Origin of the sequence: Achromobacter sp. D10 (genome assembly GCF_035282245.1) — a bacterium.
GTDB classification, from domain to species: Bacteria; Pseudomonadota; Gammaproteobacteria; order Burkholderiales; family Burkholderiaceae_B; genus Achromobacter; species Achromobacter insolitus.
Genome location: NZ_JAYJLE010000014.1, coordinates 119,759 through 144,224 on the forward strand (window position 1 = coordinate 119,759; position 24,466 = coordinate 144,224).

Annotated in this window: 18 protein-coding genes; 12 read left to right on the forward strand and 6 right to left on the reverse strand. The window is 65.3% G+C overall.

All coding sequences use genetic code 11. The annotated features are described in order from the left end of the window. Positions 1-274: 274 nt before the first annotated feature. The 4 genes from VCS63_RS26415 to VCS63_RS26430 are packed head-to-tail and all read left to right on the forward strand — an operon-like array spanning position 275 to position 3,635. On the forward strand, positions 275-1,279 hold the full coding sequence (locus VCS63_RS26415) for an ABC transporter substrate-binding protein (RefSeq protein ID WP_042796324.1): 1,005 nt from the start codon (positions 275-277) through the stop codon (positions 1,277-1,279). After that, positions 1,279-2,094 (forward strand): ABC transporter ATP-binding protein, encoded by an 816-nt coding sequence (locus VCS63_RS26420; RefSeq protein ID WP_042797538.1) that lies wholly within the window; start codon positions 1,279-1,281, stop codon positions 2,092-2,094. Before VCS63_RS26415 ends, VCS63_RS26420 begins: the two co-directional genes overlap by 1 nt. A 2-nt stretch (positions 2,095-2,096) precedes the next feature. Further along, the gene (locus VCS63_RS26425) at positions 2,097-2,933 is read left to right on the forward strand and encodes an ABC transporter permease (protein ID WP_042796323.1); all 837 of its coding nucleotides are present in this window, start codon (positions 2,097-2,099) and stop codon (positions 2,931-2,933) included. Between the two features lie 9 nt (positions 2,934-2,942). Beyond that, on the forward strand, positions 2,943-3,635 hold the full coding sequence (locus tag VCS63_RS26430; RefSeq protein WP_112966656.1) for an isochorismatase family cysteine hydrolase: 693 nt from the start codon (positions 2,943-2,945) through the stop codon (positions 3,633-3,635). Positions 3,636-3,659: 24 nt separating this feature from the next. Here the strand turns inward: VCS63_RS26430 and VCS63_RS26435 are convergent, their stop codons facing one another. After that, on the reverse strand, positions 3,660-6,101 hold the full coding sequence (locus VCS63_RS26435) for a GNAT family N-acetyltransferase (RefSeq protein WP_323881492.1): 2,442 nt from the start codon (positions 6,099-6,101) through the stop codon (positions 3,660-3,662). A gap of 120 nt (positions 6,102-6,221) precedes the next feature. Here VCS63_RS26435 and gltX point away from each other — a divergent pair, with 120 nt between their 5' ends. Next, positions 6,222-7,628: a glutamate--tRNA ligase gene (gene gltX / locus VCS63_RS26440; protein ID WP_063639793.1), complete on the forward strand. Its 1,407-nt coding sequence runs from the start codon at positions 6,222-6,224 to the stop codon at positions 7,626-7,628. A 97-nt stretch (positions 7,629-7,725) separates the two neighbouring features. Here the strand turns inward: gltX and VCS63_RS26445 are convergent, their stop codons facing one another. The 3 genes from VCS63_RS26445 to VCS63_RS26455 form a co-directional block, all read right to left on the reverse strand. Then, positions 7,726-8,925, reverse strand: coding sequence for an MFS transporter (locus tag VCS63_RS26445; protein ID WP_042796320.1), 1,200 nt, complete (start codon positions 8,923-8,925; stop codon positions 7,726-7,728). 96 nt (positions 8,926-9,021) lie between these two features. Beyond that, positions 9,022-9,528 carry a hypothetical protein gene (locus VCS63_RS26450; protein WP_063639796.1) on the reverse strand — a complete coding sequence of 169 codons (507 nt, stop codon included), beginning with the start codon at positions 9,526-9,528 and terminating at the stop codon, positions 9,022-9,024. 189 nt (positions 9,529-9,717) lie between these two features. Next, positions 9,718-10,617 (reverse strand): LysR family transcriptional regulator, encoded by a 900-nt coding sequence (locus VCS63_RS26455; protein ID WP_063962511.1) that lies wholly within the window; start codon positions 10,615-10,617, stop codon positions 9,718-9,720. Between the two features lie 84 nt (positions 10,618-10,701). Between VCS63_RS26455 and VCS63_RS26460 the strand changes: the two genes are divergently transcribed. Together VCS63_RS26460 and VCS63_RS26465 are read left to right on the forward strand one after the other, a co-directional pair. Further along, entirely contained in the window at positions 10,702-11,547 is an 846-nt protein-coding gene (locus VCS63_RS26460) for an alpha/beta hydrolase (protein ID WP_323881494.1), read from the forward strand. A 56-nt stretch (positions 11,548-11,603) separates the two neighbouring features. Then, positions 11,604-12,569 carry a Bug family tripartite tricarboxylate transporter substrate binding protein gene (locus tag VCS63_RS26465; RefSeq protein WP_063639801.1) on the forward strand — a complete coding sequence of 322 codons (966 nt, stop codon included), beginning with the start codon at positions 11,604-11,606 and terminating at the stop codon, positions 12,567-12,569. 45 nt (positions 12,570-12,614) lie between these two features. On the opposite strand, the gene VCS63_RS26470 is transcribed toward VCS63_RS26465, so the two are convergent. Beyond that, entirely contained in the window at positions 12,615-13,064 is a 450-nt protein-coding gene (locus VCS63_RS26470) for an Lrp/AsnC family transcriptional regulator (RefSeq protein WP_008159001.1), read from the reverse strand. Positions 13,065-13,193: 129 nt separating this feature from the next. Here VCS63_RS26470 and VCS63_RS26475 point away from each other — a divergent pair, with 129 nt between their 5' ends. The 5 genes from VCS63_RS26475 to VCS63_RS26495 all read left to right on the forward strand — a co-directional run bounded on the left by VCS63_RS26475 (position 13,194) and on the right by VCS63_RS26495 (position 22,988). After that, positions 13,194-16,700, forward strand: coding sequence for an indolepyruvate ferredoxin oxidoreductase family protein (locus VCS63_RS26475; protein ID WP_323881497.1), 3,507 nt, complete (start codon positions 13,194-13,196; stop codon positions 16,698-16,700). Between the two features lie 303 nt (positions 16,701-17,003). After that, positions 17,004-19,937: a ribonucleoside-diphosphate reductase subunit alpha gene (locus tag VCS63_RS26480; protein ID WP_042796314.1), complete on the forward strand. Its 2,934-nt coding sequence runs from the start codon at positions 17,004-17,006 to the stop codon at positions 19,935-19,937. Between the two features lie 20 nt (positions 19,938-19,957). Beyond that, positions 19,958-21,157 carry a ribonucleotide-diphosphate reductase subunit beta gene (locus VCS63_RS26485; RefSeq protein ID WP_042796313.1) on the forward strand — a complete coding sequence of 400 codons (1,200 nt, stop codon included), beginning with the start codon at positions 19,958-19,960 and terminating at the stop codon, positions 21,155-21,157. Between the two features lie 422 nt (positions 21,158-21,579). Further along, positions 21,580-22,245 (forward strand): histone H1-like DNA-binding protein, encoded by a 666-nt coding sequence (locus VCS63_RS26490; protein WP_076816435.1) that lies wholly within the window; start codon positions 21,580-21,582, stop codon positions 22,243-22,245. Positions 22,246-22,427: 182 nt separating this feature from the next. Continuing rightward, the gene (locus VCS63_RS26495) at positions 22,428-22,988 is read left to right on the forward strand and encodes a YggT family protein (RefSeq protein ID WP_042797537.1); all 561 of its coding nucleotides are present in this window, start codon (positions 22,428-22,430) and stop codon (positions 22,986-22,988) included. A gap of 30 nt (positions 22,989-23,018) precedes the next feature. Here VCS63_RS26495 and VCS63_RS26500 read toward each other — a convergent pair whose 3' ends face one another. Continuing rightward, entirely contained in the window at positions 23,019-24,464 is a 1,446-nt protein-coding gene (locus tag VCS63_RS26500; protein ID WP_323881499.1) for a D-alanine--poly(phosphoribitol) ligase, read from the reverse strand. Between the last annotated feature and the right edge of the window lie 2 nt (positions 24,465-24,466).

Here is a 24,466-nt window from a genome sequence, read left to right on the forward strand (position 1 = left end):
ACTCGCAGGCCCTGGCGGTCTGCGATTTCATTTTGTATACCAACTGGTATCCCAGCCTGGAATTTTCCTAGGCTGCCTTTCCTGCGTCCATAGAGAAAAACGCCAACTTCAAAAAGCTTGTCGCCCATTTGCATTGAATATAGTATTCGATCCAAGCCTTACCGGCCCGGGCGTGCAGTTCGGGCTTCCCTGTTGTTGCAGTCGAGTCGATCCATCCCATTGGCCGTGTTGCGCCGGGTTTCGGCGTGGCATTCAAGACGCAGGAGAAAGTCCCGTGAAATTCTTGCCATCGCCCCGTCTGGCGGCAGCGGCGCTGCTAGCGTTGCTCGCCCCCCTGGCCGCCCAGGCCGAAGCCCTCAATCCCCCGGTGAAGATCCGCTACGAAGAAGTCGTGCGGTCCATTCTTTACGTGCCCAAGTACGTGGCCCTGTCGCAGGGTTACTTCAAGGACGCCGGCCTGGACGTGTCCATGAAGACCTCGCAAGGCACCGACAAGGGCATGACCGCCCTGCTGTCCGGCAGCGCCGACATCGTGCTGATCGGGCCCGAGGCCTCCATCTACGTCCACAACAGCGAATCCCCGGTCAAGCCCAAGATCTTCGCCGGGCTGACCGCCACCGACGGGTTTTTCCTGCTGGCGCGCAAGCCGGTGGAGAAGTTCGACTGGTCCATGCTCAAGGGCAAGGAAGTGATCGGTTTCCGTCCGGGATCCAACCCCATCGTGTTCCTGGAAACGGCGTTGCGCAAGCACGGCGTGGATCCGCAAAAGGACGTAAAGCTGCTGAACAACATCGGCATTCCAGCGCGCGCAGGCGCGTGGATGGCAGGCCAAGGGGAGTACGGCATTTTTCTTGAACCCGAGGCCGGCGAGCTGGTGCGCAATGGCAAGGGGTACATCGTCGCGTCCGTGGGCCACGAAGTCGGCCAGGTGGACTACACCGTATTCACCGCCACCGATAAATACATCCGCGACAACCCCAAGGTCATCCAGGCCTGGACCAACGTGGTGGCGCGCGCCGAGAAGTACGTAAAGGACACTCCCGCCGCCACGCTGACCCCGCAGATCATGAGCTACTTCCCCGGTATGGACCAGGCCGCCGTAACCGAGGCCATCGAACGCTACAAGCAATACCAGATCTGGAAAACCACGCCGTTGGTGACGGCGGAAGCCATGAACCAGTTGCAGGACATGCTGATCGCCAGCGCGGTCATGAAGGACAGCGCCCGCGTGAAGTACGAAGACGTGGTGGTGGCCGACTTCGCCAAGAAGGCCCAATGATGGGAGCCGTCATCCACAACCTGAAGCCGGATACCGCCACGGCGAAGATCGAACTGCGCGAGGTCTGTCTTTCGTACTTTACGCAGGAAGGCGAGACCGAAGCACTGTCGAACGTGTCCTTCACGCTGGCGGCGGGCGAATTCGTCAGCCTGATCGGGCAAAGCGGCTGCGGCAAGAGCACACTGCTGTCCCTGATCGCCGGCCTGATTCCGCCCACCTCGGGCGCCGTGATGATAGATGGCCAGGCCGTGACCAAGCCGAATCCTCGCATCGGCTACATGCTGCAGCAGGACTATCTGTTCGAGTGGCGCACCATCCTGGACAACGTGATGCTGGGCGCCGAGATCCAGGGGCGGCGCGATGCGCGCAGCGAAGCCCGCGCCGTGCACCTGCTGGAGAAATGCGGCTTGGGCGCTTTCCTGTCGCATACGCCGCGCCAGCTGTCGGGCGGCATGCGGCAACGCGCCGCGTTGGCTCGCACGCTGGTCACCGAACCCGACGTCATCCTGCTGGACGAGCCCTTCTCCGCGCTGGATTCGCAGACGCGGCTGGCGATCTCCGATGAAGTGGTGGACATTCTGCGGCGCGAGGGCAAGACGGTGGTGCTGGTCACCCACGACATCGGCGAAGCCATCGCCATGACGGATCGCGTGATCGTGCTGTCGCGCCGGCCCGGCCGCCTGAAAAGCCAATACCGCATCCACTATGGCGACGGCCAGGCCAGGCCCACGCCATTCCAGGCGCGTTCGCGGCCGGAATTCAATACCTACTTCAAACAGCTATGGGACGAGCTGGACGTCCACGTGGAGGGTTGACCATGAACGCGCCCATCGCCAACACCGTACCGCTACGCGCCGTGCGCGCGCCCAGCGAGAAGTACCTGAACTATCTGCGGCGCGACCGCGCCCGCCGCAGGCACATCCGCATCGCGCAGGCCCTGCTGCTGGCCGTCTTCCTGTGCGCCTGGGAAATCCTGCCGCGCATGCACATCCTCAACCCCTTGCTGACGAGCTATCCCAGCGCGCTGTGGCCCACGTTCATTGAACTGTGGAACAACGGCAACCTGGGCAAGCACATCATGACCACGCTCAGCGCCACGCTCGTGGGCTTTGGCCTGAGCATGGTGATCGGCATCGTGGTGGCGGCCGCGCTGTGGTGGTCCGATTTCCTCTACAAGGTGCTGGACCCCTTCCTGGTGGTGGCCAACGCCATGCCCAAGATCGCCTTCGTGCCGATCTTCTACCTGTGGCTGGGTTCGGATTACGCGGTGTACGGTATGGCCGTGGCCATCGCGGTCTTCGTGACCATCATGGTGGTTTACGCGGGCTTTCGCGGCATAGACCTGAACAAGGTGAAGCTGGCCCACACCTTCGGCGCCAGCCGCTGGCAGGTGCTGACCAAGGTCGTGCTGCCGGGCAGCGTCCCCACGCTGATCGCTGCCGTAAAGATGAACATCGGCCTGGCGCTGGTGGGGGTCATCGTGGGCGAATTCCAGTCGGCGGACTCCGGCCTGGGCTTTCTCATCATGAACGGCAGCCAGGTGTTCAAGCTGAACATCGTCATGACCGCCATCGCCATACTGGCCGTGATCTCCAGCGTGATGTACCTGATCGTCTACCGCATCGAGGCCGCCATCGCGCGGCGCTACGGATAAGGAACCGCCATGGAATTCCCGCAATGGGTAAAGGACCGCGTGATCGCCCGCCAGGGCTGTCTGCATCCCTATGACGAGCTGCCCGCCGCGCGTCTGGCCGTGGTGGTGGTGGACATGCAGCAGTACTTCACCCTGCCGGGCTACCAGGGCGAATGCGCCCCCGCGCGCGAGATCATCGCCCCCATCAACCGCCTGTGCGACGCGGTGCGCGCCGCCGGCGGCACCATCGTGTGGGTGCAGACCGCCTCGGACAACGCCGATTCGTTCTGGTCCCACCACCATGGCGTGATGTTGACGCCGGAGCGCAGCGCCCGGCGCCTGGAAACGCTGCGGCGCGACGCTCCCGGCTACGCGCTGCACCACGACCTGCATGCGCACGACGCGGACCTGCGGGTGACCAAACGCTTCTACAGCGCGATGGCGCCCGGTTCGTCCGAGCTGGAGCCGCTATTGCGCGGGCGCGGCGTGGACACGCTGTTGATCGCCGGCACCGTCACCAATGTGTGCTGTGAATCCACCGCCCGCGATGCGATGATGCGGGACTTCCGCACCATCATGGTGGATGACGCGCTGGCTGCGGTCACGCCGGCCGAACACGAAAACGCGCTGCATGGCTGGATGCTGTTCTTTGGCGACGTGCTGTCGGTGGACGAATCGATCGCGCGCTTAAAGCCCGTCCAGGCGGCCAGGAAGACCGCCTGAACGAACGTCCCGGACCTGGCGGGATCAGGACAGGTTCAGCCAGACCCGGCGCATCGTCGGGTCTTCCGGATCCGCGTCGTTGGTGAAGCCCAGGCTGGTCATCAGCGCCAGCATGGGCCGGTTGGTCGACAGCACCAGGCCATCGATGTATTCCAGCCCCTGCTCGCGCGCCGCGTCGATCAGCGCCGACATCAATTGGCGGCCCAGTCCGCGCCGCTGCCAGTCGTCGCCAATCACCAGCGCATACTCCGCCCCCCGGCCGTCGGGATTGCGCAGGTAGTGGGCAAAGCCCACCAGCACCTCCCGAGGATGGCCGCGGTTGGCCGGATTCGGCACCTGCGTGGCGGCCACCAGGGCCAGCTCGCGGTGATAGTCCACCTGCGTATAGCGCGACACCATGCGCGGCGTCAGCTCGCGCATCATGGACACAAAGCGCATGTAGCGCGAACGTTCGGACAAGCCTCGGATGAATTCCTGCAGCGGCTCGGCGTCCTCGGGCCGGATCGGGCGCAACACCCAGGGTATGCCGTCCGCGAAACGCCGCACCTGCACCAGCCGCGCTGGATAGGGATGGATCGCCATGTGGGGGTAGCCCGCTGTCTGTGGCGATTCACAACCCGGCTTTTCGGTCAGGGTCATGCGCAGGCCGCCGGCGCGCAAATGCGTTTCGCCGGCGTATAGAGGATCGATGTCCAGGGACTCGATATCGGGCAGTTCCGACACCAGTTCTGACACCAGCACTACCGCCTGCTGCAGCGCCTCGGCGGCCATATGGCCGATGCGCGGCGCCAGCACCCGGCGCCACAGCCGGCTGCGCTCGATCAGTTGGCGGGCCAGGAAGCCGTTGAGCGGCGGCAGGTCCATGCCACGGTCGGACAGGGACAGCACCGCGTCCGGGCCGCCCGCGCCGAAGCGGATGACCGGGCCGAATTGCGGATCGCGCCGCACCCGGATCGCCATGGGGCGGGATTCCGGCTCGGCCGCGGCCACGTCCATCGGCGTGTCGCGCAGCGGCACGTAGAACAGGGCCAGCAGGCTGCGGATCTCGGCGGTGTTCAATTCGCGCCGGCACTCGGCGCGCACGCGCGCCAGGATCTCGCGCGCGGCCGCCAGGTCCGGCACGTGGCTGGCCGGCTCCGGCGGCTGCGTCTGCAGCAGCAGTTGCTGGTTGTAGTGGTGGGTCGCGAGCACGCCGAAAGCGTCCGCAGCCGACTCAGGCGTGCGGAATGCCGACGTGCCCGCGTCGTCCAGCATGCGCCGCAGCGGCCGCATGCCGGCGTCGCCCATGAAACACGTCACGACGGGCTTTTTCGCCTTGGGGGCAATCTGCGCCAGTTCACGCGCCACGGCCTGCATGTCGGCCAGCGCGTCGGGCGCCAGCAGCACCAGCACACCGTCCACACCGTTATCGTCCAGCACGGCGTCCAGCATGGCCCGTATGCGTTCCGGCGTCAGCGGCGTAAACGTGATGACCGGGTTGGCGGTGGCGGCGTCCGGCTCCAGCATGGCCGCCAGCGCGCGTTGGGTCGCGGGAGCCAGTTCCGCGCGCAGCACGGCGGCGTCGGGACCGATCAAGTCCATCGCCAATTGGGGAGGACCGCTGCCGTTGGAAATCAGCGCCACGCGTCGGCCCTTGGGGCGCCGCGTGTAGCCCAGCACCTTCACCGCCGAGAACAACTGCACGAAGTAGCGCACGCGGACCGCGCCGGCGCGGCGCAAGGCCGCGTCGAAGATGGCGTCGCCGCTGTCGGTATCGGACCGGCCGGCCTTCAACACAATCACGGGCTTGACCGAGGCCGCCGCGCGCAGGGTGCTCATGAATTCGCGGGCTGGACCCACGTCTTCCAGATAGAGCACGATGCTGTCCGTGCGCGGATCGCTGGCCAGGTAGTCCAGCACCTTGGACAGGCCCACCACGGCTTCGTCGCCCAGCGACACGGCGGTGGAGAAACCGATGTGCACGTCCTCGGCCCAGTCCATGACCGCGGCCATGATGGAGCGAGACTGCGCCAGCAACGCCACGCGGCCGGCGCGCGCCAGCACCGGGTGCTGGCTCAGGTTCAGGCCTGCGTGCGGACGCTGGGCGCCAAAGGAGCGCGGCCCCAGCAATTCGCAGCGGTTTTCCTCGGCCCAGGCACGGCAGAGCGCCAGCGTGCCGCGCGGGTAGGGATCGGGCAATTCATGCGGCAGCAGGATTACGGAGCGCGGCGCCAGGGATGACAGCCGGCGCAGCGTTTCCGGCAGGACGGCGGGCGATACGCAAACCAGGGCCAGATCAGGCCGTTCGCCCTTGGCCAGGCCTTGCAGCGCATCCGGCAGATCCGGCGCGGCGCCGACCTCGCAGGCGACGACCGTGGTCTTGCCCTTGAGCGCGGGGGGCAGCGAAGCCGCCGCCGGCAGCGGCCGGTCGGCGACGATCACCAGCGAGGCGGGCTCGAACATCGGGGCGAGAGCGTGTCGCAACATGGTGTTAGCAGGCCCTAATCTAAAATACCCTTCATCGTAACAAGACAATCCCGCTCTACGTTTGACGCGGGCCCAGCCTGACGCCGTTTTGTGGCGCCGCAGCCGCTATCATTGCCACCTATGACTTCCAACGCCTCTTCTCCCATTCGTACCCGTTTCGCGCCCTCGCCCACGGGTTTCCTGCATCTGGGCGGCGCCCGCACCGCGCTGTTCTCCTGGGCCTTCGCGCGCCACCACAAGGGCACGTTCGTGCTGCGCATCGAAGACACGGACGTCGAACGCTCCACGCCGGAAGCGGTGCAGGCCATCCTGGACAGCATGGACTGGCTGGGCATGCAGCCCGATGAAGGTCCCTTCTATCAGATGCAGCGCATGGACCGCTACCGCGAAGTGGTTGCGCAGATGCTGGCCGCCGGCACCGCCTACCACTGCTACAGCTCGCCCGAGGAAGTGGAAGCCATGCGCGAAGCCGCCCGCGCCCGCGGCGACAAGCCGCGTTACGACGGCACCTGGCGCCCCGAACCCGGCAAGACCCTGCCGGCCATCCCGGAAGGCCGCAAGCCCGTGGTGCGCTTCAAGAACCCCCAGGAAGGCGCGACCTCCTGGAACGACATGGTCAAGGGCACGATCAGCTTCGACAACACCGAACTCGACGACCTGATCATCGCGCGCCCGGACGGCACGCCCACCTACAACTTCTGCGTCGTGGTCGACGACTGGGACATGGGCATCACCCACGTGCTGCGCGGCGATGACCACGTCAACAATACCCCGCGCCAGATCAACATCCTGCGCGCGCTGGGCGCCACCCTGCCCGAATACGGCCACGTACCCATGATTCTGGGCCCGGACGGCGAAAAGCTGTCCAAGCGCCATGGCGCCGTCAACGTCATGGAGTACGACAATGAGGGTTACCTGCCCGAGGCCATGGTCAACTACCTGGCGCGCCTGGGTTGGAGCCATGGCGACGACGAACTTTTCTCGCGCGAACAGCTGGTGTCGTGGTTCGACACCAAGCACCTGTCCAAATCGGCCTCGCAGTGGGATCCGAAGAAGCTGAACTGGGTCAACGCCCACTACATCAAGCAGATGGACAACGCGGAACTGGCCGAACGCGTGGCGCCGCGCGTGGCGAACCGCGGCGGCCATCCGGAAAAGATCGACCTGCCGGGCGTCATGGGCCTGTTGAAAGATCGCGCCGAAACGCTCGAACAACTGGCCGACGGCGCCATGCTGTTCTGCGCCGAATTCAAGGGCGCGCCCGCCGACCTGGCCGAGCAGCACCTGACCGCCCCGGCGCGTGAAGCCTTGGCCGACTTTGCCCAGCGCGCCCAGGACGCCGACTGGAGCCGCGAAGCCCTGTCCGCCCTGATCAAGGCCGTGCTGGCCGACCGTGGCATGAAGATGCCCCAGCTGGCCATTCCCCTGCGCGTCGCGGTAACCGGCCAGACCCAGACCCCCGCCGTCGACGCCGTGCTGGCCTTGCTGGGCAAGCAAACGGTGCTCAAGCGCCTGGCAGCGATCTGACCGCCGCTTTCCCAAACGCACCGCGGGCCTTGCTCATTCCCGGATGAGCAAGGCCCGCAGTGTTTTTCAGCGAAGCTTCTTGGTGCGTGGACAGGCCCTAGGCCTGCTGGACCGCCGCGCGCGCCTTCAACGCGCGCGCAAAGAACGCTCCCAGCAGCGGAAGCAGCACGGCCGAACCTCCGAATAGCGCGGCCGGCCCGATCTCATCGACCACCGCGCCTGCCAGGGCCACGCCCGCCGCTTGCCCCATGAAGAGGCAGGACGCGAACCACGCCACCGCCGTGCCCCGCGCCGAGGGCACCATCTGGGTCGCGTTCGTCTGCAGGGTGGCATGCAGCAGGTAGTAACCGAAACCGGCCAGCACGCTGGCCAGCAGGCTCCACACCCAGACCGGCCCCAGCAAGTAGGACAGGAACGCCGCCCCCAGGACCAGTCCGCCGGCAATCGCGAGGCCGCGTTCACCCAGGCGCTTCAGGATGCGGCCGGCCACGACCGTGTAGATCAGGCCGCCCACCGCATACACGGCCACCAGCGCGCCTGCGGCGGTCAACGAGATGTCGAAGCGTTCATGCAGGTACGAAGGCGCGAAAGCCAGGGCCCCGAAGACCAGCAGGCCCTCGACGAATACGGTCGCCAGCACGATCCGGGCCCAAGGCGTGCCCAGCACCAGCCGGGCCTGCGCAACGAATCCTTGGCGAACCGCGGCCGGGTCCACCTGGCCGAGCCCCAGGGCCCGCTGGCGCCGCACTTCCAGCAACAGCAACACGCCGACTATCAGGTAGCCGCAGACCAGCGCGGCAAAAGCCCAGCGCCAGCCCACCGTATCGGCGAACAGGCCGCCAGCCAACTGGCCGGCCGACATGCCCAGGATGGTGCCGGTCAGAAAGCGGGCCAGCGTGGCCTGGCGCCGTTCATAAGGGACGTTGTCGCCGATCCAGGCCATGGACAAGGGCACGATGCCCGCGCCCGCGGCGCCCGACAGCACGCGGCAGAACACCAGGACATCCAGAGTCCCGGCCATCACCGCCCCGGCGCTGCCCAGGGCGCAGGCGAAGGTCGCAATGCTGACGACACGGTACTTGCCGTAGCGGTCGCCCAGCGGGCCGAAGAACATCTGCAGCACGCCATAGGCCACGGCAAACGCGGTCACCGCGCGCGCGGCCTGGCCCGTGGTGGTGCCGAATTCCGCCGCAAGTTGCGGCAACATGGGGTCGCAGATGCGAAAGGCGCTGGCGCTGACGAAGGCGGCCAGGGCAAGCAGCGCGATGGCGCGCGCTTCGGAGGACAAGGCAGGCATGGATGACCGGCAGCGGGGATGGGTGAAGACCGCACCTTACCGCAGCCCGGCCATCTTGGCTTTGCGGCGGGGCGGAATGTCCGCCCCGCGCAACGCTCAATAGGACAGACGGTAGCCCGTGGGCATGCGGCGCGCAGTCATCACCTGGCCGCCGTTTTTCAGCTCGCGCATCGTCAGTTTGGTCTTCTCGAGCTTTTCGACGCGATAGCGGTTCAGGTAGATCGGATCGTTGGCATCCACGAGCTCGCCGGCGGACTTGGTGGTCTGCATCGTATAGATACCGTCGGCCACGCTCCAGCAGCCGGTCTCGCGCAACGCGGGGCGCGTCTTGCGGCCGATCTTCAGCAGGGACTCGTAGGCCATGGTGCCATCGGCGGACAGCACGAGCAACGATTGCAGGTCGCCGCTGACGTCGCGCGGGCGGCTGTTCGACAGCCAGGTGCCTATCATGGGATCGCCGGCCTTGGCGGGCACGCAGGCGACCGGCTTGGGCGGTTCCGCGGGCTGGGCCTCGGTGATGGTGGCGGGCTTCCTGGCGGCGCAACCGGCCAGGATCAGAACGGCGCAGGCGATGCCGGCCGAACGCAAATACACACTGCTCATGACTTCCTCAACACGTCTGTCGACGCGCCGCGCCGATCACCCCGGCACGTCCCTCGCGCAGCAAACATCACGCACTCTAAAGAGCCGTTTGCGAAGAATCAACGGCGATCCGCGCCACGTGCAATTGCGCAACAGTCCGCCCCGGAATTGCCCGGTTTTATGGCCGCAAATCGCAAAAATGCGTTGGTTTCAAGCGACACTGCGGCCGCGTTTCGCAGCCTTCGCCCGCAGCATTTCCTCCATGCGTTCGGCGGCTGGAGACAAGCTGCGCCCCGCCAGGCGGGTGATGCCCAATTCGCGTTCAATGCGCGGCCCCGACAGCGGCACGAAGGCCAGGCCCCGGGAGTCCGGCGGCACGCCCAGCCGCGCCAGCACCGTGACGCCCACGCCCCGCTCCAGCATGGCCAGCAGCGACATCATGTTGGACACGAAGACCTGCCGATCCAGCATGAACGCGGCCTGCGGATAGCCGGCAAGCTGGCGATGCGCAATGGTCCCGACCAGGGGCAGGTCTTCGATCTCGCGCCAGGTCACCGACTTGCGCCGCGCCAGCGGATGGCCGCGATGGCAGACCAGGCCGAAGGCGTCGCGCAGCAAAGGCTCGAACGCCAGCCGCCGGTCCTGCGACACCGGGCTGCACACGCCCAGCTCCACCTCTCCCGCCAAGACCATCCGTTCCACGCCTTCCGAGTTGTCGTCGAACAGGCGCAGCGCCACCGCGGGATAGCGTTCGCGATACGCAGCCACCAGCTCCGGCAACCAGTGCGTCGCCACCGTGGCCACCGAGGCCATGGTCAAGGTGCCGGCCTGATTGGTGGCCAGCCCCGACAGCGCGCTTGCCACGCGATCGTGGTGCTGCACCAGCTCGCGCGCCAGCGGCAGGCAATCCTGGCCGAAGCGCGTGAGCGTGCCGCGGTTGCCTGGCTCGAACAGCGGCTGCCCCAGGCGTTGCTCCATTTCGCGGATGGACAACGACAGCGCCGGCTGGGAGCGGAACGCCCGGGCCGCAGCCGCGCGAAAACTGCGCAGCTCGGCCACCAGCAGGAAATGGCGGTAATGGGTGATGGAAAGTTCGGGCGATGAACGCATGTGCGCCCCAATTAGTAGAACTTATCTAATCATATGAAAAATAAAGTTTTCTGATCACATGCGCCCACCTAATATGGCCGCACCATGAATGCCGACTCCCTGCTCGCCCCGCCGCCCGCCTTCGCCGACCCGCTGGATTTCAGCCTCGTCGACCACTTGCCCGCCCTTTTTGCCGGCAGCGGCCGCCTTGTCGTTGGCGCCGCCCCGCAAGACGCCAGGCCGGGCCTGCTGTTCGTGCCCGGCGCCTATCACGGCGCGTGGTGCTATGCGCACTACCTGGCCTACTTCGCCCGCGCCGGCCTGGCCTGCGCGGCGCTGGACTTGCGCGGCCACGGCGCGCTGCCCCAGGACGCCTCGTTCCCGTCAGCCACCATCGCGGACCTGGGCCAGGACGTAATCAGCGCACTGGATGCGCTGTCGCACCCCACGGTCGTCGTGGGGCACAGCATGGGCGCGCTGCCCGCGCTGCTGGGCGCCAGCCAGCGCGCGGTGGCGGGCGTAGTCTTGCTGGCACCCTCGCCTCCTGGCGATCTGCCCGGCGCCCAGGCGCTGCCTCCCGTCCCCGATGGCGTGCCGCGCCGCGCCCCGAACGAGCATGAAATACGCGCGCGTTTTCTGGCGACCTCCCCGGACCGCGACATCGGGCCGGTGGCGCAGCGCCTGTGCGCCGAAAGCCCGGAAGTGCTGAACGACCGCTATCTGCTGCGCGTGCCCGTCGATGCCGCCGCCATTGGCGCGCCCGGCCTGTGCCTGGAAGCGGGGCTCGATACCCATGACCGGCATCCGCCCGGCCAGGACCTGGCAATCGCGCGCCGCTTCGGCTTTTCGCACGCGGTGCTTGCCGGCCAGCCGCATTGCATGATGTACGCGGATCAGTGGCAAGTCAGCGCCGCAGCCATTCTGGGTTGGCACCGCGGCCTTTTCGGCTGACCGCAAGAAACCCCTAGGACAACAACGGCGCGCAATCGCGCCATCAGGAGACAACCATGTCCATTCCCCGCTACCTCCGCCCGGCGCTGATCGGCGCCGGCCTGCTGCTGGCCGCGGCCGCGCATGCCGCCGGCTGGCCCGAAAAGCCCGTAACGCTTATCGTGCCGTCCGCAGCAGGCGGCGCGGCCGACCTCACCGCGCGCACCCTGGCCCAATACCTGGGCGAGAAGACCGGCCAGACCGTGGTGGTCGAGGACCGTCCGGGCGCCGGCGGCATCGTCGGCACCAATGCCGCCAAGAATGCGGCGGCGGACGGCTACACCTTCCTCCTGTCCACCAACTCCACCCATTCCGCCAACCAGTTCCTCTACAAGAGCCTGCCCTACGACGCGCAGAAGGACTTCCGCCAGGTCGGCATGCTGGGCACCTTCGGCACCGTCGGCGTGGTATCGCCCGACAGCCCCTACCGCACGGTTCCCGATCTGGTCGCCTACGCCAAGAAACATCCCGGACAGGTCTTCTTCGGCTACTACAGCTCGTCCTCGCAAGTGCCGTCCGAACTCCTGAAGCAACGCGCCGGCATCGAAATCACCGGCGCGGCCTACAAGAACATCACGCAGATCATCACCGACCTGCGCGGCAAGCAGATCAACTTCGCCTTCGTGGACTACCTGACCGCCATGGGCCAAATCGACGGCAAGGGGTTGATCCCCATCGCCGTCACCGGCGCCCAGCCGCAACCGGCCTGGCCCAGCGTGCCGACCATGACCAGCTATTACCCGGATTTCGTCGTTGCCGGCTGGCTGGGCCTGTCTGCCCCCGCGGGCACGCCGCCGGACATCGTGGAGAAAATGAACGCCCACATGCAGGCCGCGGTCAAGGACGAAGCCACCGCGAACAAGCTGCGCGCGCTGGGCCTGACGCCCGAATCGATGGACGTGGCGCGCTTCGATGCCTTCGTGAAGGAAGACACTGCGCGCTGGAAGGAATGGATCCGAATCTCGGGCATCCAGCCCCAATAAGAACGCGGTCCCCTCTATATATAGATACGGAGGGGACCTGCCCGCCTACAGCGGCAGGCGCTGTTCGTGCTTGATCTCGCGCAGCGCGACGATGGTGCGCGTCTGGCGTATGCCCGGCATGTTGAACAGGAAGCGATGCAGGAACCTGTCGTAGGCTTCCGGGCTTTCGACCAGGATCTTGAGCAGGAAGTCCGAATCTCCCGTCACCGCGTAGCACTCCAGGATTTCGGGTGCGTCGCGCACCGAACGCTCGAAGTTCTCGACCGTATTGGCGGAATGCCGCTCCAGGCTGATCTGCGCGAACATGCAGCCCAGCCCCACCTTGCTGCGGTCCACCTGGGCGCTGTAGCCCTGGATCACCCCGCTTGCCTCCATCGCCTTCACCCTGCGCCACACCGGCGCGGCCGACAGGCCGACCTTCTCTGAAAGCTGCTGCGCCGAGGCCCGGCCGTCCTCCTGCAAGGCCTTGAGGATGCCGATATCGGTCTTGTCCATCGCTTAGTCTCCTGGTTTTTGTCGAACACGAAATGTTCATTGCGAATTATAGGGATAGCACGATCCAAAAACGCAATAAACCCGATGGCTCGCGAACCTATCATGGTGCCGAAACCAGGAGTATTCACTATGGACGGTACCCCCGCCGCCGAGCCCCAGTTGGACCTCGAGTACCAGCTCGCCGACAACCTCACCCGCAGCTCCGGCCGCATCTTCCTCACCGGCACGCAAGCCCTGGTGCGCATCATGCTCACCCAGAGCCGGATGGATCGCGAGCGAGGTTTGAACACGGCCGGTTTCGTTTCCGGCTACCGCGGCTCCCCCCTGGGAGGCGTGGACATGGCCATGTGGAAGGCGCAGAAGGCGCTGGACGCCAACCAGATCACCTTCCTGCCCGCCATCAATGAAGACATGGCGGCGACTGCCGTCATGGGCACCCAGCAGGCCGGCGTGCGCGCCGACCGCAACGTGGATGGCGTCTACGCCATGTGGTACGGCAAGGGCCCGGGCGTGGACCGCGCGGGCGACGCCCTGCATCACGGCAACGCCGCGGGCGCCTCGCGCAACGGCGGCGTGCTGGTGGTGGTGGGCGACGACCACACCGCCGTCTCGTCCTCGATCCCGCACTCCAGCGAGGCTTCGCTGATCGGCTGGCAAATGCCCATCGTGCATCCCGCCTCCATCGACGAATACGAAACCTTCGCGCTGTGGGGCTGGGCCCTGTCTCGCTATTCGGGCACCTGGGTCGCCTTCAAGGCCGTGTCCGAAACCATAGAGTGCGGACATTCGTTCGTCCCCGCCCCTGCGCAACGCTACGACATGCCTGCGGACCCGGACATGCCCCCCGAAGCGCTGGAATACTCCGCGCGCGACTTCCTGTCGCTGGCGATCGAAACGCGCATGAACCTGCGCATGAAGGCGGTGGCCGCGTTCGCGCGCCGCCACAGCATCGACCGCCTGACCTGTCCTGCGCCCAAGGCGACCGTGGGCATCGTCACGGTAGGCAAGGCGCATCTGGACACGATGGAAGCGCTGTCGCGCCTGGGCGTGGACACCGTCACCGCGAACGCGCCGGTACGCGTCTACAAGCCCGGCCTGACCTGGCCGCTGGACACCGGCCGCCTGCTCGAATTCGCCCGCGGCCTCTCGCATATCCTGGTGATCGAGGAAAAAGGCGCGGTGGTCGAAAGCCAGATCAAGGACCTGCTGTTCAATATGCCGGACCGTCCCACCGTCATCGGCAAGAAGGGCCTGGACGGCGAACCGCTGGTGCCCTCGGCGGGCCAGTTGCGCCCTTCCCTGCTGGCGCAACCGCTCGCCAGCTGGCTCAGCCGTGCCGCCGGCCTGCCGCTGGCGGCGGACCTGGCCGCGTTCGGCTGCGAGGCGCCGCTATCGAATGACGCCGACGGCATGCGTCGCCGCCCCTACTTCTGTTCGGGCTGCCCGCACAGCACCTCGACCAAGGTGCCCGAAGGCAGCCAGGCGCTCTCGGGCGTGGGCTGCCACTACATGGCCGCGTGGATGGACCGCGACACCGGCGGCCTGACGCAGATGGGCGGCGAAGGCGTCGACTGGATCGGTCTGTCGCGCTACACCAAGATGCCGCACATCTTCCAGAACATGGGAGAAGGCACCTACTACCATTCGGGTTATCTCGCCATCCGCCAGGCCGTGGCGGCCAAGGCCAATATCACCTACAAGATCCTGTTCAACGATGCCACGGCGATGACGGGCGGCCAACCCATCGACGGCCCGATCTCCGTGCCCAGCATCTGCCAGCAATTGCGCGGCGAGAATGTGGCGCGCATTGTCGTCACCACGGATGAACCCGAGAAATATCAGGGCGTGGACCTGGGGGCCGGCATCAAGGTGCATCATCGCCGCGAGCTTGATGCCCTGCAGCGCGAACTGCGCGAAATCCCCGGCGTGACCGTGCTGATCCACGACCAGACCTGCGCCGCCGAAAAGCGCCGCCGCCGCAAGAAGAACCAATTCCCCGATCCGGCACGCCGCATGCTGATCAACAGCGCGGTGTGCGAAGGCTGCGGCGATTGCGGCGTGCAGTCGAACTGCCTGTCGGTCGTGCCCCTGGAAACCCCATACGGCCGAAAGCGCGCCATCGACCAGTCCAGCTGCAACAAGGACTATTCCTGCGCTGAAGGCTTCTGCCCCAGCTTCGTTTCCGTCATGGGCGGCAAACCCAAGAAGAGCGCGGCCCCCAAGGCCGACCAGGAACGCCTGCAAAGCCTGATCGCGCAATTGCCCGCGCCTGCCACGCCCGCGCTGGACCGTCCCTATCGCCTGCTGGTCGCCGGCATGGGCGGCACGGGCGTCATCACCATCGGCGCCATCGTCTCGATGGCGGCGCATCTGGAAGGTCTGTCGGCAGCCGTGCTCGACCTGACCGGCCTGGCGCAAAAGGGCGGCACGGTAGTCAGCCACATCCGTCTGGCGCCCGCCGGCTCGCCGGCCGGCCCGGTGCGCCTGGACTGGCAGCAGGCGGACGCCGCGATCCTGTGCGACCCGGTGGCTTCCATCGCGCCGGATTCGCTGGGCGCGCTGCGCCGTGGCCATACCCAGGTCACGGTCAACACCTACGTGGCCCCGGTCTCCGACTTCACCCGCAATCCGGACGCCGCGATGCGGCCCGAAGCGCTGCTGGCCAAGATCCGCCACGCGGCGGGCGAATCCAACACCGCCGCGATTGACGCGCACGAAGCCGCGCTGGCCCTGTTCGGCGACAGCATCCTGTCCAATATGTTCATGTTGGGCTATGCCTGGCAGCGCGGCGGCGTGCCGCTGTCGCAAGCCGCGATCAATCGCGCCATCGAACTCAACGGCGTGGCGGTAGCCGCCAACCGGGCCGCGTTCGATAGCGGCCGGCTGGCTGCGCATCAGCCGCAGGCGCTGGAAGGCGCGCTGCGACCGCGCGCCCAGGTGGTGCAGTTGCACGTGCCCGAATCGTTCGAGCGCGCCGTTGCGCGCCGTATCGAAGACCTGACCGCCTACCAGGACGCCAACTACGCCCGCCAGTTCCAGGACGTCGTCGAGGCCGTCGCGGCGCGCGAGCGCGAACTGGCGCCCGACGCCAAGACGCCGCGCCTGGCGCTGGCGGTCGCGCGCGGCCTCTTCAAGCTCATGGCCTACAAGGACGAATACGAGGTGGCGCGTCTCTACACCGGCGAATCGTTCCAGGCGCAGTTGAAAGGCCAGTTCGAAGGCGACTACAGCCTGCGCTTTCACATGGCCCCGCCGATCTTCGCCCGCAAGGACCCGCGCACCGGCGTGCCGCGCAAGATGACGCTGGGCCCGCGCACCATGACAGCGTTGAAGCTGCTGGCGCGCCTGAAGGGTTTGCGCGGCACCTGGTTCGATCCTTTCGGCCATACGGCCGAACGCAAGATGGAACGGACGCTGGTGCGCGAGTACCGCCAGACCATAGACCAGTTGCTGGCAGGGTTGACCCGGGACAAGCTGCAGCAAGCGGCTACAATCGCCGGCCTTGCAGAAACCATCCGCGGCTTCGGCCACGTGAAGACTGCGAACGTCGAGAAGTATCGGACGGAGTTGGGCCGCTTGATGCAAACCTATACGGCGCCTGCCCCGCGCGATATGCCCCTGCGGAAAACCGCATAAACATTCGCTCTGAGCGGCACCTTCCTAGGCGCGCCTTGCTGGGCGCGCCTAGTGCATTTAGTAACAATCTTTTGTGACCTTCGTCTTATCTTCTTCTTGTCCCTGTCGTACTCGATCACTAGAATTAGTGTCCAACGAGGGGTGCTACACTATATGTTGTGGTCGCCTAAGCGCTGATTCCCGTCGGCCACGCCTTTTGGACTAGCCCGTCCTAACGTTGCGACCCCCTTTAAAAGATCCGATTTCGTACCTGACATGACGCCGTCATGTCGCTATCTACGCGCTTTTCGCACAGGAGCTTCCATGCAGACTACGATCGCCTCTGTGACCCGGCCCTCGGCCGTGCCGCCCTCCCAAACCGATTCTCCCGCCGACGCAAATGGCGGGAAATGGGCCAGCTACAACATCATTCGCCGCAATGGCTCGGTGGTTGGGTTCGAACCCAACAAGATCGCCATCGCCATGACGAAGGCTTTCCTGGCCGTCAATGGCGGCCAGGGCGCGGCCTCCGCGCGCGTGCGTGAGCTGGTCGAGAACCTGACCGGCCAGGCCGTCAATGCGTTGGTGCGCAACCGCCCCAACGGCGGCACCTTCCATATTGAAGACATCCAGGACCAGGTTGAACTGGCGCTGATGCGCTCGGGCGAGCACGACGTCGCCCGCGCCTACGTGCTGTACCGCGAAAAGCGCACGCAGGAACGCGCCGCGGCCGCCGCCGCCGCCGAAAACCAGGAGAAAGCCGCCGCCCCGCAGGAACACGTGCTGAACGTGACCGACGCCGGCGTGCGCCGCCCGCTGGACCTGGCCGAACTGCGCGCCACCATTGAAGCCGCCGGCGAAGGCCTGGCCGAGTTCATCGACACGGAAGCGATCCTGAAGGAAACGGTCAAGAACCTGTACGACGGCATCCCCGTCGACGAAGTGTTCAAGTCCGCCATCCTCTCCGCGCGCGCACTGGTCGAAAAGGATCCGGCCTACAGCCAGGTCACCGCCCGTCTGCTGCTGCACACGATCCGCAAGGAAGTGCTGGGCGAGGAAGTCTCGCAGGACGGCATGGCCACTCGCTACGCCGAATACTTCCCCACCTTCATCGCCCGCGGCATCGAAGGCGGCCTGCTGTCGCCCGAACTGGCCAACTATGACCTGACCAAACTGGGCCACGCGCTGAACGCCAAGCGCGACCTGCAGTTCGGCTACCTCGGCCTGCAGACCCTGTACGACCGCTACTTCCTTCACATCCGCGGCACCCGCATCGAACTGCCGCAGGTGTTCTTCATGCGCGTGGCCATGGGCCTGGCGCTGCGCGAATCCGATCGCGAAGCCCGCGCCATCGAGTTCTACGAGATCCTGTCCTCGTTCGACTTCATGAGCTCGACTCCCACGCTGTTCAACTCGGGCACGCTGCACTCGCAGCTGTCGTCGTGCTACCTCACCACCGTCTCCGACGACCTGGAAGGCATCTACGACGCCATCAAGGAAAACGCGCTGCTGGCCAAGTACGCCGGCGGCCTGGGCAACGACTGGACCCCGGTGCGCGCGCTGCGCAGCCACATCAAGGGCACCAACGGCGAAAGCCAGGGCGTGGTTCCGTTCCTGAAGGTCGTCAACGACACCGCCGTGGCGGTCAACCAGGGTGGCAAGCGCAAGGGTGCGGTCTGCACGTACCTGGAATCTTGGCACCTGGACATCGAAGAGTTCCTGGAACTGCGCAAGAACACCGGCGACGAACGCCGCCGCACGCACGACATGAACACGGCGAACTGGATTCCCGACCTGTTCATGAAGCGCGTCATGGAAGGCGGCGAATGGACGCTGTTCTCGCCGTCCGACTGCCCCGACCTGCACGACAAGTACGGCCGCGCCTTCGAAGAAGCCTACGTGGGCTACGAAGCGCGCGTGGCCAGCGGCGACCTCAAGCTCTTCAAGAAGATGCCGGCGCTGACCCTGTGGCGCAAGATGCTGTCGATGCTGTTCGAAACCGGCCATCCGTGGATCACGTTCAAGGATCCGTGCAACATCCGTTCGCCGCAGCAGCACGTGGGCGTGGTGCACAGCTCGAACCTGTGCACCGAGATCACGCTGAACACCAACGAATCCGAAATCGCAGTGTGCAACCTGGGTTCCGTGAACCTGGTCGCGCACATGAAGCCGGCTGCCGGCGGCGGTTTCGAACTCGACCACGACAAGATCAAGCGCACGGTCAGCATCGCCATGCGCATGCTCGACAACGTCATCGACATCAACTACTACGCCGTCGACAAGGCCCGCAATTCCAACGCGCGCCATCGTCCGGTGGGCATGGGCATCATGGGCTTCCAGGATTGCCTGCAGATGATGCGCGTGCCTTATGCATCGCAAGCCGCCGTCGAGTTCGCCGATCGTTCGATGGAAGCCGTGTGCTATCACGCGTATTGGGCATCGAGCCTGCTCGCTGAAGAGCGCGGCCGCTATCAATCGTATGAAGGCTCGTTGTGGTCGCGTGGCATCTTGCCGCAAGACACGTTGAAGATGCTGCGCGATGAACGCGGCGGTCACGTTGAAGTCGATGAGTCGAGCACGCTCGATTGGGATACGTTGCGCGCGCGCATCAAACAACATGGCATGCGCAACTCCAATTGCATCGCAATCGCCCCAACCGCGACTATTTCCAATATCATTGGTGTATCTGCGTGCATCGAACCCACTTTCCAGAACTTGTACGTCAAATCGAATCTCTCCGGCGAGTTCACGGTCGTTAACGATTACCTCGTGCGTGACCTGAAGAAACTCGGTCTCTGGGACGAAGTCATGGTCGCCGACCTCAAGTACTTCGACGGCAGCCTGTCCCGCATCGATCGCGTACCTTCCGAACTCCGCGACCTCTACGCCACCGCGTTCGAAGTCGAACCGAGCTGGCTGGTTGAATGCGCGTCGCGCCGCCAGAAGTGGATCGATCAAGCACAGTCGCTGAACATCTACATGTCGGGCGCGTCGGGCAAGAAGCTGGACGACACCTACAAGCTGGCCTGGAAGCGCGGCCTGAAGACGACCTACTACCTGCGTACCCTTGGCGCCACCAGCGCCGAGAAGTCCACGGGACGCGGCGGCGAATTGAACGCCGTCTCGGCGGGCGCTCCGTCCGCTGGCCCCGCGGTCGCTGCTGCTGCACCTGTTTTGCCGGAACCCGAAGTTCTCGGGGCGGTTTGCACCATGCGGCCGGGCGACCCCGGCTTCGAAGAGTGCGAAGCCTGCCAATAACCGCCTCCGGAGAATGAATCATGATTAATTGGGAAGACGACACCATCGCAACGCAACCTGCTCAATCGCCCGCACCCGCGGCGGGCGGGCAGGCTGCGCCCGCAGTCCGGGCAGCGACCGGTGTTTTCGGCGATGCCGCCATGCCCACGCCGCCCGCGCCTGAACACGCGGCCGGCCTGGCTGCCAGCGGCTCCGCCGCCTCGCAACGCGTGAAGGTTGCCGACAAGCGCATCATCAACGGCCAGACCGACGTCAATCAGCTCGTGCCCTTCAAGTACAAGTGGGCGTGGGAGAAGTACCTGGCCACTTGCGCCAACCACTGGATGCCGCAAGAGATCAACATGTCGCGCGACATCGCCCTCTGGAAGAACCCGAACGGGCTCACCGAGGACGAGCGCCGCATCGTCAAGCGCAACCTGGGCTTCTTCGTCACCGCCGACTCGCTGGCCGCGAACAACATCGTGCTGGGCACCTATCGCCACATCACGGCGCCCGAGTGCCGCCAGTTCCTGCTGCGCCAGGCGTTTGAAGAAGCGATCCACACGCACGCCTATCAATACATCGTCGAAAGCCTGGACCTGGACGAAGCGGAGATCTTCAACGCTTACAACGAAGTGCCGTCCATCCGCGCCAAGGACGAATTCCTGATCCCGTTCATCGACGCGATCGCGGACCCCAACTTCAAGACGGGCACTCCCGAAGCCGACCAGACGCTGCTGAAGTCGCTGATCGTCTTTGCTTGCCTGATGGAAGGCCTGTTCTTCTACGTTGGATTCACGCAGATCCTGGCGCTGGGCCGCCAGAACAAGATGACCGGCGCCGCCGAGCAGTACATGTACATCCTGCGCGATGAATCCATGCACTGCAATTTCGGCATCGACCTGATCAACACCGTCAAACTGGAAAATCCGCATCTGTGGACGCCGGAATTCCGCGAAGAAATCCGAGAACTCTTCCGCAAAGCGGTCGAACTCGAATACGCTTACGCCGAAGACACGATGCCGCGCGGCGTGTTGGGCTTGAACGCACCTATGTTCAAATCCTACCTGCGCTTCATCGCCAACCGTCGTTGCCAGCAAATCGGTATCGAACCGCTGTTCCCGCAGGAAGAAAATCCCTTCCCGTGGATGGCGGAAATGATCGACCTTAAAAAGGAACGCAACTTTTTTGAAACTCGCGTGATCGAATACCAAACCGGTGGCACGCTGAGCTGGGAGTAAAAGCAGTACGTCATCAGGCCCGGCGCGGGCACGCTCCAGATGCAAGGAGCGTCGCGTTCGCGACAGGCTTGGTGACGCTCTCCTCGGTCAGGGTGTTTTGTCGCCGGGCCGCCCTAAGGCAGAATGCCCCCCCTCGGAGGCAGCGAGCCGAAGGTGCAGCGTGGTGGCATATCGAACACGTAGAACAAGCGGTCGGCGGCCTGTGATCAGGTCGCCTGCCGGCGCCATTTGAAATGGCTCGCGCCAAAGGAGCGGGGGCCATATCAAATGGCTGTGCCGAATTCATTAGCGCAAACCGTAGTAGCTGTTGCTCGCACAGAACAGCGGCATGCGCCGATGAATAGCCCGGGCACGATGCGCCTTGTTGGCGGATCGGGGCACGGGTTTAAGTTCTGGGACCCCTGAACCTAAGGAGCATGACCATGGCAACAGCCAAGAAAGCCGTAAAGAAAGCGGTGAAGAAGCCCGCCGCCAAGAAGGCAGTAGCGAAGAAGGCCGCACCGGCCAAGAAAGCTGCCGTCAAGAAGGTAGCCGTCAAGAAAGTCGCTGCCAAGAAGCCGGCAGTGAAGAAGGTTGCCGCCAAGAAGCCGGCAGTCAAGAAGGTCGCCGCCAAGAAAGCGGTAGCCAAGAAGGCCGTCGCCAAGAAAGCGGTAGCCAAGAAGGCTGTCGCCAAGAAGGCCGTCGCCAAGAAAGCTGTCGCCAAGAAAGCTGTCGCCAAGAAGGCGGTTGCCAAAAAGGCCGTAGCCAAGAAGGTTGTCGCCAAGAAGGCCGTCGCCAAGAAGGCGGTTGCCAAGAAAGCGGTAGCCAAGAAGGCCGTCGCCAAGAAGGCCCCCGCTGCCAAGAAGGCGGTTGCCAAGAAGGCCGTAGCCAAGAAGGCGCCTGCCGCCAAGAAGGCTGTTGCCAAGAAGGCCCCCGCTGCCAAAAAGGCTCCCGCTGCAGCCAAGCCTGCCGCTGCCAAGAAGCCCGCTGCGAAGAAAGCCGCTCCGAAGAAGCCCGTAACGCCGCCGTCCACGGCTGCCGCACCGGGCGCGAAGACCGCGCTGAACCCCGCCGCGTCGTGGCCGTTCCCGACGGGTGGCCGTCCCTAATCAGGACGGTTCGAAGCACTAGCTTCGCAGAGCCGCCTGGCCTAGGCCGGGCGGCTTTTTCATGCCCGCCCGGCCTGGAAAGATGCCTCCTCTACCAAGGACTGCAAGCCCGCGCCGCCTGCAGGCGATTTTTCGTCTGGGCGTGCGACAATTGACTCCTCTTTTTCAGGGTGATCGTGTCCATGCTCGATGAAATCTTGCGCTTCCTCCTCGAAATCGCATTCACGCTGTTCGGCGCAGCGCTGATTGCCCGCGCCTGGATGCACGCGATACGGCTGCACCCCTTCAACCCGTTGTCGCGCTTCATCTACCAAGTCACCAACTGGCTGGTGATGCCCTTGCGCAAGATCATTCCCGCCGGCAACAAGATCGACTGGACCAGCCTCGTCGCCGTCTGGCTTGCCGCGCTGCTCTATCTGGTGCTGGTCTGGCTGGTGGCTATCGGCGCGCTGATCCCGGTGGAATACCTGCCCAAGGCCATGGGCTCGGCCTTGATCATGGCTATCAAATGGGCGCTGAACCTGGTGGTGTGGCTGACGCTGATCCAGGCCGTCCTGTCGTGGGTCAACCCGATGGCGCCCATGATGCCGCTGCTGCAGGCACTCACCGCGCCCATGCTGGACCCTATCCGCCGTCTGCTGCCGCGCACCGCGATCGACTTTTCGCCGCTGGTGCTGCTGATCGTGGCGCAGGTGCTGCTGATGGTGCTGTCCAATATCAGCCAGCGCATGATGGGCCTGTAAAGGCGGGGCGCTGCCCCGCCTCAAGGCCGCCTACGCCGGAATGGCGGAGTAGATTTCGACCAGCTTCTTGCGGTCGATCTTGTGGTTGTTCGACATCGGCAGCGCGGGGCAGGCCACCAGCTCGGACGGCACCATATAGGGCGGCAGGCGCTGGGCCAGCCGCTCTTTCCAGCCCGCCAGGGCGTCCGGCGGCAATGTGCGCGCCACCTGCTCCGCATCCACGCCCGCCACAAATCCAATCAAGCGCACCGCCGTGCCGTCCGGCCTGCGCAACACCGCGCAGGCGCCGCCCTCCACCCCAGGCAGGCCGTGCAGCGCCTCGTCGATTTCCGCCAGCTCGATGCGATAACCGTTCAGTTTGATCTGGTCGTCCATCCGGCCACGGCAGAACAACAGGCCATCGCCCTCCATCTGGCCCAGATCGCCCGTGCGGAATGCGCGGCGGCCATCGGCATAGATGTAGAGCTTGGCCTCGTTCAGGTCGGGCCGGTTCAGATAGCCGCGCATGACGTGGTCGCCGACGATACAGATTTCACCTTCGTCCACGAACAGCACGCTATCGGGCTTGGCATGCCCCACCGGCAGCGGATCATGCGCGGCCAGGACAGCGTCCGTCACTTCGATCCACGTGGTGGCCACGGTGGCTTCCGTGGGACCGTAAGTGTTCAGGATCACGGCATCAGGGAAGCGTTGACGCAGCTTCTTGGCCAGCGCCGAAGGTAATGGCTCGCCACAGAACAAAAAGGTGCGTAGCGTCGGCAAGGTGGCTGGCGAGAAATCACGGTTGGCCAATTGCTGGTGGGCGAACGAAGGCGTGGACACCCAGACCGTCACGCGGTGCTCTGCCAGGCGGGCCATCCAGGGCGCGGGCGCGGCGATCTGCTCGCGCGCGTTCAGCACACAGCAACCGCCCGCGGCCAGGGTCGCGAATACTTCGTACATGGACAGGTCGAAGCTAAACGGCGCCTGATTCATGAACACGGGCGCTTCGCCCAGGCCGAAACTGCCCAGCATCCAGTCGCCCAGCAGGCCGACGCTTTCGCGGCCGATCTGCACGCCCTTCGGATCGCCCGTGCTGCCCGACGTGAACATGACGTAGGCCAGGCCGCGCTCGGCCAGCACCGCGCCTTCGCCCCGTGTGAACGTGCCGCTGGCGGCGTCGAAAACAGCGGCGGCGCGCACGATCTCGACGATGCGGCGCAGGCGCTCTTCGGGGTAGATGGTGTCCACCGGCACGAACGGCGAGCCGATCAACAAGGCCCCCACCATGGCGACGAAGAACGAGGCTTCCTTGTGGCCGTAGATAGCCACGGGCACGTCCGGCGCCGCACCATGTCTGCGCGCCTCTTCGGCCCAGGCGCCGGCTTCGGCGCGCAACTGCGCCCAGCTCAGGCTGCGATCAGCGGCAACGATGGCCGGCGCGTCGGGAGCTTGGTCGGCGTCCGTGAACTGGAAAGACTTGAGATCGAAACGCATGC

What these genes read in the sequence shown, in the direction of transcription:
- VCS63_RS26480 (WP_042796314.1), top strand. Translation starts at nt 17,004, where the DNA reads ATGCAGACTACGATCGCCTCTGTGACCCGGCCCTCGGCCGTGCCGCCC.
- VCS63_RS26435 (WP_323881492.1), bottom strand. Translation starts at nt 6,101, where the DNA reads ATGTTGCGACACGCTCTCGCCCCGATGTTCGAGCCCGCCTCGCTGGTG.
- VCS63_RS26465 (WP_063639801.1), top strand. Translation starts at nt 11,604, where the DNA reads ATGTCCATTCCCCGCTACCTCCGCCCGGCGCTGATCGGCGCCGGCCTG.
- VCS63_RS26425 (WP_042796323.1), top strand. Translation starts at nt 2,097, where the DNA reads ATGAACGCGCCCATCGCCAACACCGTACCGCTACGCGCCGTGCGCGCG.
- gltX (WP_063639793.1), top strand. Translation starts at nt 6,222, where the DNA reads ATGACTTCCAACGCCTCTTCTCCCATTCGTACCCGTTTCGCGCCCTCG.
- VCS63_RS26495 (WP_042797537.1), top strand. Translation starts at nt 22,428, where the DNA reads ATGCTCGATGAAATCTTGCGCTTCCTCCTCGAAATCGCATTCACGCTG.
- VCS63_RS26445 (WP_042796320.1), bottom strand. Translation starts at nt 8,925, where the DNA reads ATGCCTGCCTTGTCCTCCGAAGCGCGCGCCATCGCGCTGCTTGCCCTG.
- VCS63_RS26500 (WP_323881499.1), bottom strand. Translation starts at nt 24,464, where the DNA reads ATGCGTTTCGATCTCAAGTCTTTCCAGTTCACGGACGCCGACCAAGCT.
- VCS63_RS26475 (WP_323881497.1), top strand. Translation starts at nt 13,194, where the DNA reads ATGGACGGTACCCCCGCCGCCGAGCCCCAGTTGGACCTCGAGTACCAG.
- VCS63_RS26490 (WP_076816435.1), top strand. Translation starts at nt 21,580, where the DNA reads ATGGCAACAGCCAAGAAAGCCGTAAAGAAAGCGGTGAAGAAGCCCGCC.
- VCS63_RS26485 (WP_042796313.1), top strand. Translation starts at nt 19,958, where the DNA reads ATGATTAATTGGGAAGACGACACCATCGCAACGCAACCTGCTCAATCG.
- VCS63_RS26470 (WP_008159001.1), bottom strand. Translation starts at nt 13,064, where the DNA reads ATGGACAAGACCGATATCGGCATCCTCAAGGCCTTGCAGGAGGACGGC.
- VCS63_RS26455 (WP_063962511.1), bottom strand. Translation starts at nt 10,617, where the DNA reads ATGCGTTCATCGCCCGAACTTTCCATCACCCATTACCGCCATTTCCTG.
- VCS63_RS26420 (WP_042797538.1), top strand. Translation starts at nt 1,279, where the DNA reads ATGGGAGCCGTCATCCACAACCTGAAGCCGGATACCGCCACGGCGAAG.
- VCS63_RS26450 (WP_063639796.1), bottom strand. Translation starts at nt 9,528, where the DNA reads ATGAGCAGTGTGTATTTGCGTTCGGCCGGCATCGCCTGCGCCGTTCTG.
- VCS63_RS26430 (WP_112966656.1), top strand. Translation starts at nt 2,943, where the DNA reads ATGGAATTCCCGCAATGGGTAAAGGACCGCGTGATCGCCCGCCAGGGC.
- VCS63_RS26460 (WP_323881494.1), top strand. Translation starts at nt 10,702, where the DNA reads ATGAATGCCGACTCCCTGCTCGCCCCGCCGCCCGCCTTCGCCGACCCG.